The organism is Pseudomonas sp. MF6755 (assembly GCF_016405635.1).
GTDB lineage: Bacteria > Pseudomonadota > Gammaproteobacteria > Pseudomonadales > Pseudomonadaceae > Aquipseudomonas > Aquipseudomonas haemolytica.
Map to the genome: position 1 here is coordinate 1 of NZ_JAEKDA010000018.1, position 14,514 is coordinate 14,514.

The following is a 14,514-nucleotide window of genomic DNA, read 5'->3' on the forward strand; positions in this document are numbered from 1 at the left end:
AGGATTACATCGCCTACTACAACCAAGACCGCATAAGCCTCAGACTGAATGGCTTGAGTCCGATACAATTTCGGACCCAGGCACTAAATCAATAGCGTCTCCTGTCCAACTTTTGGGGGGCAGTTCAACAGCGGGTCACTTTTGGGCTCTTTTCAAAAGTGACCCGCTGTAAGAGCGGAACCAATACCCGCCGGTACCGCAGCAACGGATATGTACTCGGTCAAAACCCCTAACATCCTGGTCGCTGTTAGGCCGCAATCGTCACACCGCCCCTCCTACATTTGCGCACATGACCCCACTGAAAAATTGCCCCCCACCCAATCCAAAATGAAGCTTTCATGACAAAAGTTCGGTAGCCCGCACCCACTCCTGTCTTGCCTATGTAACGCGCTGGAGGCGATCAAAGGTCCCCTCCAAAGCCGTCAGCAGCACGCCAGGAGGGGGCAAATGGGAACTATGGAACGCTACTCGAAAGTCGGTATGCAGGAGCTCGACCAGCGCCTGTCGAAGATCGTGGAAGCCGCACGCAAGAAGCCGGTTTCGGTGTACCGCTACGGTGCGCCGTGGGTGTGGATCGTCTCCCAGGACGACTGGCAGGGCGCGTTGAAGGAAGTGTCCAGCTACATCCCCACCGGCCATTCACTGGTGTTGCTGCGCCCGCAGATCGATGAGGTGCTCGACAGCCACCGCGACCAACTCCAGGCCGAACCGGGCATGTCGATCGCGCCGCATACGGTGGTGCACATCCTGCTCCTGCAACTGCTGTATTCGGTGCCCAGCGAGCAGCAACTGCACGAACAGCTCAATTATAACCTGCTGTTCCGCTGGTTCGTCGGCCTCGACCTGCACCAGAAAGTCTGGGGTATCCACGCGCTGCAACGGGACATTGCCACGCTGTTGGACAACCCGCATGCGGTGCAACTGATTCAGAAAATCATCGGTGAAGTGTTTTGTGGCGCCTTGCTGCACATGCCGGAGTTCTCGTTGAACTTCGCCTTGCTGCACACCTGGCTGGCCCGGCACAGCCATCTTTCGACCACCAGCAATTGAGCAGGCCGAACGCCGTGCAATCGGTGAAGGCGCAACACTTTAGACAACCAGGGGGCGGTGTGGAGCATCTGTTCAAGTCAACGTTGGCGCTGTGTTGCCTGGCGCTTGGGGCCACGTGCCAACCCGTGCTGGCCGAGGAGCAAGCGCCGGCGCGCCGGGTGGACGTCAATGAGTACTTCGTGCGCGGCAATACCGTACTCGACGCGCCCACTATCGAGGAGGCGGTGTACCCGTTTCTCGGGCCGCAAAAAACCCTCGACGATATCGAAGGCGCCCGTGATGCGCTGCAGAAAATCTACCAGGCGCGCGGGTACCAGTCGGTGTTTGTCGAGTTGCCGGAGCAGAAGGTCGATGACGGTATCGTCTACCTGCAAGTCAGCGAAACCAAGGTCGGCCGCGTGCGGGTGGTAGGCGCCAAGCACTACTCGCCGGTAGAGATCCGTGAAGAAGTACCCGCGCTGAAGGAAGGCGCGGTGCCGGATTTTGCCAGTGTGCAAACCCAGCTCGCGGGGCTCAACCGCGGGGCAGGGCGGCAGGTCACGCCGCTGGTGCGAGAAGGCCAGCGCCCGGGCACCATGGATGTCGACCTGCAGGTGGAAGACCAGAACCCCTGGCACGCCAGCCTGGGCCTGAACAACGACTACAGCGCCGACACCGAGAAGCTGCGCTCAGTCGCAACCCTGGGCTATGACAACCTCTGGCAGCTGGGCCACAGCGTTTCCCTGACCTACTTCACGGCGCCCCAGGACAGCAGCAATGCCAAGGTGTGGTCCGGCACCTACAGCGCTCCGCTGGATGAGCGCTGGACCGTGCAGTTTTCCGGTTACCAGTCCGACAGCAACATCGCCACCATCGGCGGCAGCAACGTGTTGGGCAAGGGCCATTCCTATGGTGTGTCGGCGATCTACAACCTGCCGGCCGCTGGCAGTTGGGCCAACTCGTTGTCCGCAGGCGTCGACTTCAAGGACTTCGACGAGCAACTCAAGCTCGGTGCCAGCAACGACCAGGTGCCGCTCAAATACGCGCCGCTGACCTTCGGCTACAACGGTTATCGCTACACAGAGCAATCCCAGTTGGGGCTCGGCTTGAACCTGGTGGTCGGCACCCGCGCATTTTTTGGTTACGGCAGCGACGCCACCGAGTTCGAGTACAAGCGTTACAAGGCCAGCCCCAGTTTCGCCGTGCTCAAGGGCGACGCGAACTACCTCTACACCTTCGGCAACGACTGGCAGTCGGCGAGCAAGGCCGGCTTCCAGTTGGCCTCGGGGCCGCTGGTGTCCAACGAGCAGTATTCCGCCGGCGGCGCAACCTCGGTGCGCGGTTACCTCGCGGCTGAGCGCACCAGTGATGAAGGGCTGTTGCTCTCCCAGGAGTTGCGCACCCCGTCCCTGGCCAAGTTCCTCGGCAGCTACGTACAGGAATGGCGTTTCTATGCGTTCGCCGAAGGCGCGCGCATGCGCCTGCATGAGCCGCTGCCCGAGCAGGAAGACGAATACAGCCTGGCCAGTGTCGGCCTGGGCACCCGCGCCAGTTTGAGCAAATGGTTATCCGGCAGCCTGGATTGGGGCTACCCGCTGCTCGATGGACCGAACACCCAGAAACAGGATTCGCGACTGCACTTCAGTGTGCAGGCGACTTTCTGACTTTTTCTTCCGGAGACTTCACCCATGCAACGCCTATTTCTGAGCCTGTTGATCTGCCTGGGCTTCACGCTGCCTGCCACCGCCCATGCCTGGTGGCAGGACGACTGGCACTACCGCAAGCAGATCACCGTGGACACCACCGCCCAAGGTGGCGCGATCAACCAGGCCCTGGGCCGTACCGCGCTGCTGGTGCGCTTGCACACCGGCAACTTCAGCTTTGACGGCGTCAAGGATGACGGCGCCGACCTGCGCTTTGTCAGTGCCGATGACAAGACCGTGTTCAACCACCAGATCGAAAGCTTCGACCCGCTGATGGGCATGGCGCTGATCTGGGTCGATGTGCCCAAGGTCGAAGGTGCCCAGCGCCAGGATATCTGGATGTACTACGGCAACCAGAAAGCCCCGGCCACCGCCAACGGTCAGTTGACCTTTGACCCCAGCTACACCGCGCTGTACCACTTCGATGGCGCCAACGGTACGCCGCCTCGGGACACTACCGCCTACGGCAATACTGCGTTGAACGCCACCGGCGCCAGTATCGACGGGGTGATCGGCCGTGCCTTGCAGTTCGGCGGCCAGGCGCTGATGTTGCCAGCCAGCCCGTCGCTGCAACACGCGGCGGGTGGCGCATTCACCTTCAGCGCCTGGCTGCGCCTGGACCAGGCCAGCGGCGAGCAAGTGCTACTGGCCCGTCGCGACGGCGGCCATAGCCTATTGCTGGGGCTTAACCAGGGTATGCCGTTTGTGGAGATTGACGGCCAGCGCGCAGTCTCGACCCAACCGTTGAACCCCGGTCAGTGGCAGCACCTGGCATTCACCGCCGAGGGCGAAAAAGTCGCGCTGTATGTCAATGGTCGCGAAACCGCGAGCCTGGCGGTGGCGTTGCCCGGGTTCAATTCGCCCGTGGCCATCGGCGCCGATTTGCCTGATGCGGCCACCGCGCGCTTGCCGTTCGCCGGGGCCATCGACGAGCTGCGCCTGTCCAAGGTGGCGCGCCCGGCCACGCTGTTGCTGGCCGATGCCAGTGCCCAGGGCGCCGAGTCGAAACTGGTGGCCTATGGCGTCGATGAAGAGCAGTCGGGTTTCGGCTTCGGCAGCCTGGGCTTCTTGCTCAAGGCGGTGCCGGTGGATGCCTGGGTGATCATCCTGGTGCTGGTGGCGATGATGTTCCAGTCGTGGTTCATCATGCTGCGCAAGAACCGCATGGTCAGCCGCGTGAGTGCGGCCAACGAGATCTTTCGCGGCGAGTTCGCCCAGATCGGCACGCGCCTGGAGATGTACTACGACGACGCGGTGCTGGCCGAGCGCTTGACCCATTCCTCGCTGTGGCGCCTGTACCGCGTGGCGGTCAAGGAGATCCGCACGCGCCGCGCCCAGGGCGCCGACACCTCGTCGGTCTCGGCGGCCACCATCGAAGCCATCCGCTGCTCCATGGACGGTGTGCGCACCCGCGAAAACCAGGCCCTGAGCGCCAAGCTCTCGACTCTCTCCAATGCTATTGCCGGCGGCCCCTACATCGGCCTGCTCGGCACCGTGCTGGGGATCATGGTGGTGTTCCTCGGCACGGCCATGGCCGGTGACGTGAACATCAACGCCATTGCCCCAGGCATGGCCGCGGCGTTGCTGGCCACGGCCATGGGCCTGTTCGTCGCGATCCCGGCGCTGTTTGGCTATAACCGCCTGATCACACGCAACAAGGAAGTCAGCGCCGACATGCGGGTGTTTGTCGACGAGTTCATTACCCGCCTGGCGGAGATGCACGGCGAGAGCCAGTCCCGTGAAGCGGCGCATCGCCTTCCCCAGCAAACGCCGGTTTCGGCCTGAGGAGAATCGCCATGGCTAACGTGAATGCCGCCCACGACGATGATGAGGATGCCGCTGTCGACAGCATCAATATCACGCCGCTGGTGGACGTGCTGATGGTGGTGCTGGTGATGTTTATCCTCACCGCTACCGCCCAGGTCTCCGGGATCCAGATTCACCTGCCCAAGGCCAGTGCCTCGGTGTCGTTGTCCGAGGCCAAGACCAAGGCCATCTCGATCAATGACGGCGGCCAGGTGTTCCTTGATGCGTACCCGGTGACCCTCGGCGAGTTGGAAGAGCGCCTGCGGATCGAGAAGGCCCAGAACCCGGACTTCCCGGTGATCGTGCGCGGTGACGCGCTGGTGCAGTACCAGAAGGTGATCGAGGTGCTCGATTTGCTGCGTCGGCTGGAGCTGTCCCAGGTCGGGCTGGTCACCGGCAAACCGAGCCAGGGGTGAGCCATGACCGCACAGATACCGATCCCACCCGTGCCTGTGAAGAACAGGTTGCTACGCCCGCTGAAGTGGGGCGCCGGCCTGCTGTTGGGCGCCGTGGCCGCCTGGTTCCTCTGGCAGTGGGCCAATGACATGAGTGGCGTACGCCGCGAAGCGCCGAAGGTGCCGACCATCATCCCGTTGCCGCCACCCCCACCGCCACCACCGGAAAAGCCCAAGGAACCCGAGCCTCAGGTTGAAGAAAAAGTCCCGGAGCCGGTGCCCACCCCTGAACCCGAAGAGGTCAAGCCAGCCGAGGAGGCACCGCCGTCACCGGCTGATGACTTGGCCAACCCGATGCAGATCGACGGCGACGCCCAGGCCGGCAATGACGGCTTCAACATCGGCGCGGGCAAGGGCGGTGGCATGGCCGGTTCCGGCGGTGGTGGCCTGGGTACGGGCACGTACAAGCAGTACCTGGCGGGGCTGTTCCAGCGCCTGCTCAGGGATGACCCGGAGTTACGCAAGAAGGCTTACGCCGTGCAGGCCGATTTGTGGTTGAGCGCCGAGGGCCAGGTGACGCGGGCTGAGTTGGTGAAGTCCAGCGGCGACGCCGAGACCGACGCGCAAGTGCTTGCGGCATTACGCGCCCCCCACGCCACTCAACGCGTGCCGGCAGCGGTGACGATGCCCGTGCGCCTGTCGCTCAAGGGCCGTCGACCGGATTGATCAAACCCTTTTTTTTGCAGTTTTCTACAGGAGTTGCGTACACATGATTTCCCCCGTGAATCGACTGACCCTGGCGGTCGGCATGGTCATCGCCACCCTGGTCGGCCAGGCGTCGGCAGCGCCGGTTGCGCCTTCGGAAAACGTCACGATCAACCTGATCCGCCTGCTGGTGCAGCAAGGTGTGCTCACCCAGGACACCGCTAACGGCTTGATCGCCCAGGCCGAAAAAGAAGCCCGGCAGGCGCGCCAGGCCAATGCCGCGCCGCTGGTCGCCAGTGGCCCGACGGCCGCGCCTGGGGATGTGCGTGTGCAGTACGTGCCGCAAGCGGTGCGCGACCAGATTCGCGATCAGGTCAAGGCTGAGGTGATGTCCACCGCCAAGCAGGAAAACTGGGCCCAGCCCAATACGTTCCCGGATTGGGTCTCGCGTATTACCTTTGACGGCGATATCCGCCTGCGCGATGAGTCACGCTACTTCTCGGGCAACAACAGCAATGAAATCGTCGACTACGCCAAGCTCAATGACAGCGGCCCCTACGATGTCAACAAAGACACCAACACCAAGTTGCCGCCGTTGCTCAACACCACCAAGGACCGCGAAAACCTGTTCCGCCTGCGCGCGCGCCTGGGCATGAAGGCGGTGATCTCGCCGGAATGGACCGCCGGCATTCGTATCGGCACCGGCTCGGACAACAACCCGGTGTCCACCACCCAGACCCTGGGCGGTGGCTTTGGCAAAAAAGACATCTGGCTCGACCAGGGCTACTTGAGCTGGAAGGCTGCGCCGGACCTGACCCTGACGGCAGGGCGCTTCGCCAACCCGTTCTACGCAACCGATATGATGTATTCCGGTGACCTCAACTTCGACGGTATCGCGGCCAACTTCAACCATGCGCTGAACAGCGACTGGGGCCTGTTCGGTACCCTTGGCGCGTTTCCGGTGGAGTACACCTCCGATGCCGCCAGCAGTAACGGTTTCGACAAGGAAGACAGCGACACTAAATGGCTGTTCGGCGGGCAGGTCGGCGCCAACTGGAAGATCAACCGCAGCAACAGCCTCAAGGGCGCGTTGGCCTACTATCACTTCGACGATATCGAAGGCCAGCGTTCCAGCCCCTGTTCGCCCTGGGCTGGCCAGCCGGCCTGCGACAGCGACGGCACGCGCCTGGCCTTTATGCAGAAGGGCAACAGCGTGTTCCTGTTGCGCGACATCACCCCCAACCCGGCCACGCCGGGCCTGACCCCGCAACCGCAGTTCGTGGGCCTGGCGTCCAAGTTTGATGTACTGGACCTCAACCTGGCCTGGGATGCCGAGCTGCCCAGCGACTTCAAGCTGCGCACCCAGGCCAACTACATTCACAACCTGGCCTACGACAAAGGCGAGATGCTCAAGCGCAGCGCCGGCCAGATCGTCAACAACATCAACCGCGGCGGCCAGTTTGAAAGTGGCGGCAACGCCATGCTGGTGCAGTTCACCCTCGGCAGTGCCCTGGAGATGCGCAAGCGCGGCGACTGGAACCTGTTGGCCGGCTACAAGTACATCCAGCCTGACGCCTTGCCCGACGGCTTCAACGACTCTTCGTTTCACCTCGGTGGCACCAACGCCAAGGGCTACTTCATTGGCGGCAACTACGGTATCGACAAGAACATCTACGCCAGCGCCCGTTGGTTAAGCGCATCCGAAGTGTACGGCGCGCCATTTGAAGTCGATGTGATGCAACTGGAACTCAACACGCGCTTCTGATGCGCAGGGAGATGCCACATGAACACGCGAATCTGTGGGCTGCTGTTGCTGTTGCTCGCCACCGGGGCCTCGGCCGAAGGCATGGAAGAGCGCCTGCGCACGCAACTGCGCAGCACCACCCAGCAGTTGCAGGCCTTGCAAAGTGAACAGGCCCAGGCCAGTGCCGCACGCCTGGCCGCTGAAGCCCAGGCCAAGCAAGCCCAGGCGCAGATCAAGCAATTGACCCTGGAGCTGGAAAAAGCCCGTGGCATGGCCGAGCAACTCGCCAGCCAGCAACAGAGCCTGCACAGCCAGGCGCAGGCCCAAGTGGTGGCGAGCAATGAACAGGTCGGCAAGTTCAAGAAAGCCTATGACGACCTGCTGGCATTGGCCAAGGGCAAAGAGAGCGAGCGTGCGCGCCTGCAAACGCAATTGACTGAACGTGACACACAAGTGCAGCAATGTGCTGCCAAGAATCAACAGATGTACGGCGTGGCCCAGCAATTGCTCGCGGCCTACGAAAAAATCGATGTGGCCGAGGTGATGAGTATTCGCCAACCCTTTGCCAGCGGCGCGCGGGTCAAGTTCGAGGAACTGGCCCAAGGTTTTGGCGATGAGCTATACCTTAATCGGTTTGATGCTCCGCACACCGTCGTTAATCAATGATCAACAAGGAAGAAACTTCATGAGCGATGTTCAACTGATCACCAGCGTTACTACCCAAAGCCTTACCGAGCTGTTGCAGGAAGCCGGCTATCGGGTCAACCAGACCGAACAGAACGGCATTGTGCAACTGCTCAGCGCCAGCCAGGGCATCGGCTTTGCCGTACGCTTCGGCAACCCGGCAGCCGAGCCGGGCAGCTATGTGGACTTCACCTACAGCTGCGCGCTGCGGGTGCAGGGTGAGTTGCCCGAGGGCCTGGCCCAGGTGTGGAATGCCTCGCGACGTTTTGCGCGGTTGTCGGTGCAGGGCGAGTTCCTGCTGATGGAGATGGACGTGGTGGTGGCCGGCGTCGGCGCCACGCACCTGCGCAGCCAGCTTGAGCTGTGGGACCGCCTGCTGCAGGAATTTATCGTCTACCTGCGCGAGTACAGCCAGCAAGCCGCCCAGTTGCAGGCCCAGGCCACAGCCGCGCCGGTGAGTGAAGAGGCGCCTGCCCTGTGAAAAAACCAACCCTGCTCGTCGGCGCAGGTGCGCTGGCCTTGCTGGTCGTGGCGGTAGGGTTGAGTCTGCGACCGGGCACTGGCCCGGTCGCCGCTCAGCAACCCTTGAACCCGCACGCTCTGAACCCGCAACCCAGCGGGCCCGCCGTGGCCCGCTTGGGCAACCAACAGATCGACGTGCCTGAATTGCAAAACGTGCTGGCGAGCCTGCCGACCGAAACCCGTGAACAACTGCGGGGTAACCGTGGCGCCCTGGAGACGTGGCTGCGCTCACGCCTGGCGCAAAAGGCCGTGCTCGAACAGGCCGACGCCCAGGGCTGGCGCCAACGCCCGGAGGTGGAACAACAGACCCGCGCCGCCACCGAGCAGATTGTGTTTCGTGACTACATGCTGTCGGTCAGCCAGGTGCCGGCCGACTATCCCAGCGCGGCAGAGTTGCAGCAGGCTTATGACAACGGCAAGGCACAGTGGATGACGCCACCGTTGTACCGGGTCAGCCAGATCTTCCTCGCCGTCAATGACCCACTGAGCACCGAGGCTGTGCGCCGCCAGGCCCAGGAATTGAGCCGCAAGGCCCAGGTCGCGCCAGGGGAATTTGCCGCGCTGGCCACGCAATATTCCCAAGACCCCGGCACCGCACAACAAGGTGGTGATTCGGGCTTGCAACCGCTGCAGCAATTGCTGCCACCGGTGCGCGAGGCGGTGGCACGGCTGAAGGTCGGTGCCGTGTCGGACGTGGTGCAAAGTGCGGCGGGTTTCCATGTGCTCAAGCTCACCGCCCAGCAACCGGCCCGCACCGCCACCCTCGATGAACTGCGCGGGCGCTTGACCGAAGCCCTGCGCGCCCAACGCCAGGAACAGATCGCCAAGGCTTATCTGGAAGGCATGCTCAACACCGCCACCTTGAGCATCGACGGTGCCGAGTTGAACAAGGCGCTGGAGTAACGGATTGGATGCAAAGACCCATCAGACAGGGAGTCACCCATGGCATATCTGGAACCGTCCGCTCCCCAGGGGCCAGGACCTTTTCGCGCACCCAGTGACTCGCGCAGTGCCTGGCTGGCATTGGCCGAGGAGATCGAACCGCAGGTTGCGCATTACTTTCTGGTGAGTGCGCGATGCGGGTGCTTCATGCAGGCCGCGCGCAGCTTGAATATCAAGGCAACGCTGCTGCGCAAGCGCCTGGCGCAATTGGAAGAACACCTGCGTCATTCGTTGTTCACCTACCAGGGCAACGGCTTGGTGCTCAGCCGCGACGGCCTGCAACTGCAAGCGCAACTGGCGAGCCTGGCCCTTGAGCGGCGCCTGCCGGTGCTAGAGCAGCCGCTGATCCGCCTGGCCGTGGCCGAGCCGATCCTGCATGACATCCTCGGTCGCGACTTGATCGCGTTGCTGCGGCGTAACGCCAGTGTGCGTCTGGAGATCATCTCCATTGACAGCCAACTGGCGCTGCAAGCCGTGGATGCGGACGTGGTGTTATGGCTATCGGAAACCGACGGCCGGGCATCCGGACCAAGCTTTGCCACCGAACCTCCACGGTGCCTGGCACGCTTGCAGTACCTGCCGCACATCGCCAAGCGTTATTCGCGCCTGACCACGCGCCCCGACAGTGTCGAAGACCTCAATGACTACATGCTGGTGCAGTGGCAACCGGACGTGCAGGTCGATGCCTTGCAGCCCTGGAACAACCTGGTGCAGCAGCGCCTGGCGGCGGTGGTGCAGGTGCAGGCTTATTCACTGATGCTGGAGATGATCCGCTGTGGTGCCTGCATCGGCTTGTTGCCCCATTACATGGGCAGTTTCGACCGTGGGTTGGTGGCATTGCCGGGGCTACTGGCGCAAAGCATGCAACGCCAGGTGTGGCTGGCGGTGAATACGCAAGCGGGGGAGGTTGAGGCGGTGCAGATGATTGTGCAGTTGATCGTGAGTACGTTCGAGGGGCGGCGGGAGTGGTTTGATTAAACCCGTGGCGCGGAGCAAATGCATCAGGTTATTCGGGGTGCTGTAACATACCGAAAACAGAGTGAATTGCGATGCTGGCCACCCGCTTGACCCTGATCTGCCACGCCGTCACCCCCTTGCAAAAACAAGGGCGCTTTCCCGACGACGAGTCCGTCGCCATGGACTGGCAGGGCGCAGCCTTATCCCTGGCCGGACGCTACAAAAAACCGCCACGCCTGCTGTGCGGCCCCGAGGCCAGAGCCCGCCAGACCGCAGGTTTGTTCGGCTATAACGCCGAAGTCGAAACAGCATTGCGCGACGCTGATTTTGGCACCTGGAAAGGCCAGGACATCGGCCAGCTTGATAGCGACGAGTTGACGGCCTGGACCACCGACAGTGCGAGCGCACCCCATGGCGGCGAGTCGGTGGATCAGATGTGTGCCCGGGTAGGCCAATGGCTCAAATCCCTCGAAACCCAACCTGGTCATGTAGTCGCAGTAACCCACCCATTCGTCATCCGCGCCGCGATGCTGTACGTCATGCAGTTCCCGATCTCAATGTTCTACCTGATTGATGTTGAGCCTTTGTCGTCGGTTGAGTTGAGGTTCAACGGGCAATGGCGGTTGCGTTTGGCGGCTGAATCAAGCGTGGCTTAACGCAGAGCAACGGTGTGTGGCAAAATGGCATTACTGCTCGATACGAGCGTTTGGCCCACGGATTGCGACTGTTCATATTTTGAACTGGCCGGATGACTGACGGGTTGCGTAAGGGATTCTATGCAAATTAACAAATTGATTGCGGTAAAAACGGGTGCGAATAAGTTTGAATTTGAGAACCCAGAGAGTCTCAAATGGAATGGCTTCTTTGACGTCGATACAATTCGCTTAATTCTTGGTAATAACGGGTCTGGTAAAACCGCCTTATTGTGCGATATAGCATCTTGCATTTCATCACCGCGCTCCCTAGACCGACGAGAAGTTTATGATGCTCGAAAGCCATCTTCGGAAAAGCTTTCCGATCAAGAGCTCGAAGGCATTGGCGTGATTTATTTTTCTCCTGTTCCCTACCGACGCAGGCTGCCCTTACGACACAGATTTTTCGACGCTTCTCCTCAGTTTGGCAAGGTGGAGAACTTTGGTCGAGTTGAGCAGTTTTACCAGGTGGCCAGTGATTTGGCGCTCAACTCGCGCTTGAGAGCTGAAGTGGGGTACGAGTTTGAGTTGTTCAAGACGATCTTGGTGCCGTCACTTATTTCAATGAGTCGCGTTAACGGCTTTGCAACCGATGCGTCCGTGATGAAGTTCTTGTCTGATTACGACAAGATTGAGAAAAGGCGTAAGTCGGTTAGCTCGAATTATTATGAAAGTGAGCGCTTAAGTAGTCGCATTGAAGGGTTACTGGATACATGCGTCCTTAGGTTGGAACACCACGTTTGCTCTAAGCTGCCGACAGACCAAGAGCGAGTGGTGCTCGCTGCCTTAACAGAAGTAACAAAGAAAGTAATTGACCCGCACCGGGTTGGACGATTTTTCTTTAATTTTTATGGTCTCGTCCATGATCCATCTTATAAAAAAGATGAGGAGTTGTTCGAGTTGCTGAACGTTACCTATCGCACCACTCGAAACTATATAAGCGCGAGGCAAGAGGGAGGCGTTCGTACCCACCCTCGCTCCTATTCTTTTGCCATACGTTCAGCAAAGGAAGCTAAGGACATAAAAAAAACGAAGGCAGCAGTTGAAGTCCGATGGACCGACCAAAGCTCCGGAGTAAGGGCCTTGGTTGACCAGTTTTTCTTGCTGCGCAGGGCTTTTGCAACCATGGCCCGAAAAAAATTCAACCATGTGTTGGTTCTGATTGATGAGGGTGATGCCTATCTCCATCTTGAGTGGCAGCGTAAGTACATTTCTCTTTTGAATAAATTCCTGGCAACCGTTAAGTCTGAATTTGGCATGGACATTGTGCAGGTGGTGATTGCTACGCACTCACCCGTCATAGCTGGAGATTTTCCAGCCTGTATGGTCACCAATCTGGACGAGAAGATCACACCTCAGAATACTTTTGCTGCCCCGTTGGAGGATATTATCCTTAACTCTTTTGGGACCACCGCGATTGGTGAGTTTGCGGCGAACAAGATAAATGAACTCAATGAACGTCTTGAGCGTGGGGATGTATCGGCATTGGATATGCTGGTGCTTGAGAGTATCGGCGATATTGGTATCAAGGAGGCGTTGTACCCCGCCCCAGAGAGACCGGGGCAATGATTATTAATATTGCGCAGGTGTGGGGAAATGTCTCGGCCAGGCACAGGTTGTTCTTGCAGTGGAAGTTACAAAAACTCACTAATATCTTGAGAGCCTTCACGGGGCCCGACATGACGCAGCATCTCCTCGTCGAGTTCTTGGATAAACACAAGGGTGCTATATGTGGGCGTGATCCGCTAAAACTGCCGGCGGTGATTGTTGCCTTTGGTCAGTCTTTTACGCTTGCTGCTGATGTCGAGTACGTGAAAGGTCTGCTTAAAAAATACCTGTGCTATGCGGAGTTTAGTGCCAAAGAAAGGATCGTTCTGTTAAAAACATGGGACGCCTATGCACTGTGTGCGTCCACAGCATTGAAAATTTGCCCTTATTGCCATATTTCACCGATTGATACTTATGTAAGCCCTGATGGGTTGAAAGCGTATCGGCCAAATATTGATCATTATTACCCTCAGGCCGAATTTCCATTTTTGGCATTGACCATTGGTAACTTTATCCCCTGCTGCGAAAAGTGTAATGGGCCGCAAATGAAAGGAACGACCCGGTTTGATTTGAAACCTCACCTGCACCCATTGGTGGATCCGGAAAACATAACGTTTAAACTTATGCATAAGGGAAGTGGCCTAGACTTAAATAAGTTGAGGCTTCAGGCCGACAGTTCGTCCTACGAGATTGAGCTGGTGGCAACCAATGGCAAATGCCTGAAAGTGGATAACTCAATTGCTACCTTTAACTTGATCCCGCGCTATCAGGTCTGTATACCCGATGCGTTGGCGGTGGCGAAACTCTCCCGGTTAGGTGGTAGATACAGGATCTTGCCCAAGATACTGGCCAAACTCAATTTCTCTGGTAAACACCCTCTGGGTTTCAATGAAACGGACGACAGCTATAAAAACGTGCTGATGGGTAAACTCAAACTCGACATCGCCCGGCAATACAAGGTGATTTGACTCAGCCGGCCACCGCCATAACATGGCAAAATCCACGCCCCGCACTGAGAGCACCCCATGAAACGCATCCTGATCATCGGCATTGGCGCCGGCAACCCTGACTACATCACGATGCAGGCCGTGAAGGCGCTGAACCGTACCGACGTGTTCTTCCTGATGGACAAGGGCCAGAGCAAGGACAAGCTGATCGACCTGCGCCGTGAGATTTGCGAAACCTACATCACCGAGCCCGGCTACCGTTTTGTCGAGGCCGATTGCCCTGAGCGCGTGCGCGGTGAGATCGACTACACCACCGCCGTGCAGGACCTCAACCGCGATAAGCAGCAGACCTTCGAGCGCATGATCAACGAAGAAATGGCTGACGGCGAAGTAGGGGCGTTCCTGGCCTGGGGTGACCCGGCGCTGTACGACAGCACCATTCGCATTTTGCAGGCGATCCTTGCCAGTGGCCGTTGCGTGTTCGAGTTCGAAGTAATCCCCGGTATCACCAGCGTGCAGGCCCTGGCGGCCCAGCATAAGGTGCCGTTGAACCGTATCGGCAAGTCCATCGAGATCACCACCGGGCGTCGCCTGGCGGCGGGGCAGGCGAGTGATGCCGATACCCTGGTGGTGATGCTCGATGCCGAAGACTCTTACCGCAGCGTCGCCGACAAGGACCTGGATATCTACTGGGGCGCCTACCTGGGCACGCCGGACGAGATCCTCATCAGCGGCAAAGTGGCTGAAGTGGCGCAAGAAATCGAACGGGTGCGCAAGGCGGCGCGCCTGGCCAATGGCTGGATCATGGACACTTATTTATTGCGCAAACCCTGAGGACGC

At 59.6% G+C, this 14,514-nt stretch carries 15 protein-coding genes; all 15 read left to right on the plus strand.

Going from position 1 to position 14,514, the window contains the following annotated elements; genetic code table 11:
• On the plus strand, window positions 1-95 hold a 95-nt coding region (locus JFT66_RS22825; protein WP_198859121.1), incomplete at its 5' end, for an IS3 family transposase.
• A gap of 361 nt (window positions 96-456) precedes the next feature.
• Complete coding sequence (locus JFT66_RS22830; RefSeq protein WP_034120143.1) at window positions 457-1,050, plus strand: transposase; 594 nt, start codon at window positions 457-459, stop codon at window positions 1,048-1,050.
• A 59-nt stretch (window positions 1,051-1,109) separates the two neighbouring features.
• A complete protein-coding gene (locus JFT66_RS22835) occupies window positions 1,110-2,693 on the plus strand; it encodes a ShlB/FhaC/HecB family hemolysin secretion/activation protein (protein ID WP_034120142.1) in 1,584 nt (527 codons plus the stop codon).
• A 24-nt stretch (window positions 2,694-2,717) separates the two neighbouring features.
• A complete protein-coding gene (locus tag JFT66_RS22840) occupies window positions 2,718-4,517 on the plus strand; it encodes a DUF2341 domain-containing protein (RefSeq protein WP_034120140.1) in 1,800 nt (599 codons plus the stop codon).
• Window positions 4,518-4,528: 11 nt separating this feature from the next.
• Window positions 4,529-4,954: an ExbD/TolR family protein gene (locus JFT66_RS22845; RefSeq protein ID WP_034120138.1), complete on the plus strand. Its 426-nt coding sequence runs from the start codon at window positions 4,529-4,531 to the stop codon at window positions 4,952-4,954.
• Window positions 4,955-4,957: 3 nt separating this feature from the next.
• Window positions 4,958-5,659: an energy transducer TonB family protein gene (locus JFT66_RS22850; RefSeq protein WP_153838384.1), complete on the plus strand. Its 702-nt coding sequence runs from the start codon at window positions 4,958-4,960 to the stop codon at window positions 5,657-5,659.
• Window positions 5,660-5,702: 43 nt separating this feature from the next.
• Window positions 5,703-7,403: a putative porin gene (locus tag JFT66_RS22855; protein ID WP_198860219.1), complete on the plus strand. Its 1,701-nt coding sequence runs from the start codon at window positions 5,703-5,705 to the stop codon at window positions 7,401-7,403.
• Between the two features lie 18 nt (window positions 7,404-7,421).
• Window positions 7,422-8,048, plus strand: a complete 627-nt coding sequence (locus JFT66_RS22860) for a hypothetical protein (RefSeq protein ID WP_034120133.1) — start codon at window positions 7,422-7,424, stop codon at window positions 8,046-8,048.
• A gap of 19 nt (window positions 8,049-8,067) precedes the next feature.
• Window positions 8,068-8,547: a YbjN domain-containing protein gene (locus JFT66_RS22865; RefSeq protein ID WP_034120132.1), complete on the plus strand. Its 480-nt coding sequence runs from the start codon at window positions 8,068-8,070 to the stop codon at window positions 8,545-8,547.
• Window positions 8,544-9,491, plus strand: coding sequence for a peptidylprolyl isomerase (locus JFT66_RS22870; protein ID WP_198860220.1), 948 nt, complete (start codon window positions 8,544-8,546; stop codon window positions 9,489-9,491). Before JFT66_RS22865 ends, JFT66_RS22870 begins: the two co-directional genes overlap by 4 nt.
• A 39-nt stretch (window positions 9,492-9,530) precedes the next feature.
• Window positions 9,531-10,508 (plus strand): LysR family transcriptional regulator, encoded by a 978-nt coding sequence (locus JFT66_RS22875; RefSeq protein ID WP_198860221.1) that lies wholly within the window; start codon window positions 9,531-9,533, stop codon window positions 10,506-10,508.
• Between the two features lie 71 nt (window positions 10,509-10,579).
• The gene (locus tag JFT66_RS22880; RefSeq protein WP_153838381.1) at window positions 10,580-11,143 is read left to right on the plus strand and encodes a histidine phosphatase family protein; all 564 of its coding nucleotides are present in this window, start codon (window positions 10,580-10,582) and stop codon (window positions 11,141-11,143) included.
• Between the two features lie 120 nt (window positions 11,144-11,263).
• The gene (locus JFT66_RS22885) at window positions 11,264-12,748 is read left to right on the plus strand and encodes an AAA family ATPase (RefSeq protein ID WP_153838380.1); all 1,485 of its coding nucleotides are present in this window, start codon (window positions 11,264-11,266) and stop codon (window positions 12,746-12,748) included.
• Window positions 12,745-13,695, plus strand: a complete 951-nt coding sequence (locus JFT66_RS22890) for a hypothetical protein (RefSeq protein WP_034120126.1) — start codon at window positions 12,745-12,747, stop codon at window positions 13,693-13,695. Before JFT66_RS22885 ends, JFT66_RS22890 begins: the two co-directional genes overlap by 4 nt.
• Before the next feature lie 57 nt (window positions 13,696-13,752).
• Window positions 13,753-14,508, plus strand: coding sequence for a precorrin-6A synthase (deacetylating) (cobF, locus tag JFT66_RS22895; protein WP_153838379.1), 756 nt, complete (start codon window positions 13,753-13,755; stop codon window positions 14,506-14,508).
• Window positions 14,509-14,514 lie beyond the last annotated feature (6 nt).

What these genes read in the sequence shown, in the direction of transcription:
- JFT66_RS22830 (WP_034120143.1), top strand. Translation starts at nt 457, where the DNA reads ATGGAACGCTACTCGAAAGTCGGTATGCAGGAGCTCGACCAGCGCCTG.
- JFT66_RS22840 (WP_034120140.1), top strand. Translation starts at nt 2,718, where the DNA reads ATGCAACGCCTATTTCTGAGCCTGTTGATCTGCCTGGGCTTCACGCTG.
- JFT66_RS22845 (WP_034120138.1), top strand. Translation starts at nt 4,529, where the DNA reads ATGGCTAACGTGAATGCCGCCCACGACGATGATGAGGATGCCGCTGTC.
- JFT66_RS22850 (WP_153838384.1), top strand. Translation starts at nt 4,958, where the DNA reads ATGACCGCACAGATACCGATCCCACCCGTGCCTGTGAAGAACAGGTTG.
- JFT66_RS22855 (WP_198860219.1), top strand. Translation starts at nt 5,703, where the DNA reads ATGATTTCCCCCGTGAATCGACTGACCCTGGCGGTCGGCATGGTCATC.
- JFT66_RS22860 (WP_034120133.1), top strand. Translation starts at nt 7,422, where the DNA reads ATGAACACGCGAATCTGTGGGCTGCTGTTGCTGTTGCTCGCCACCGGG.
- JFT66_RS22865 (WP_034120132.1), top strand. Translation starts at nt 8,068, where the DNA reads ATGAGCGATGTTCAACTGATCACCAGCGTTACTACCCAAAGCCTTACC.
- JFT66_RS22875 (WP_198860221.1), top strand. Translation starts at nt 9,531, where the DNA reads ATGGCATATCTGGAACCGTCCGCTCCCCAGGGGCCAGGACCTTTTCGC.
- JFT66_RS22880 (WP_153838381.1), top strand. Translation starts at nt 10,580, where the DNA reads ATGCTGGCCACCCGCTTGACCCTGATCTGCCACGCCGTCACCCCCTTG.
- JFT66_RS22885 (WP_153838380.1), top strand. Translation starts at nt 11,264, where the DNA reads ATGCAAATTAACAAATTGATTGCGGTAAAAACGGGTGCGAATAAGTTT.
- JFT66_RS22890 (WP_034120126.1), top strand. Translation starts at nt 12,745, where the DNA reads ATGATTATTAATATTGCGCAGGTGTGGGGAAATGTCTCGGCCAGGCAC.
- cobF (WP_153838379.1), top strand. Translation starts at nt 13,753, where the DNA reads ATGAAACGCATCCTGATCATCGGCATTGGCGCCGGCAACCCTGACTAC.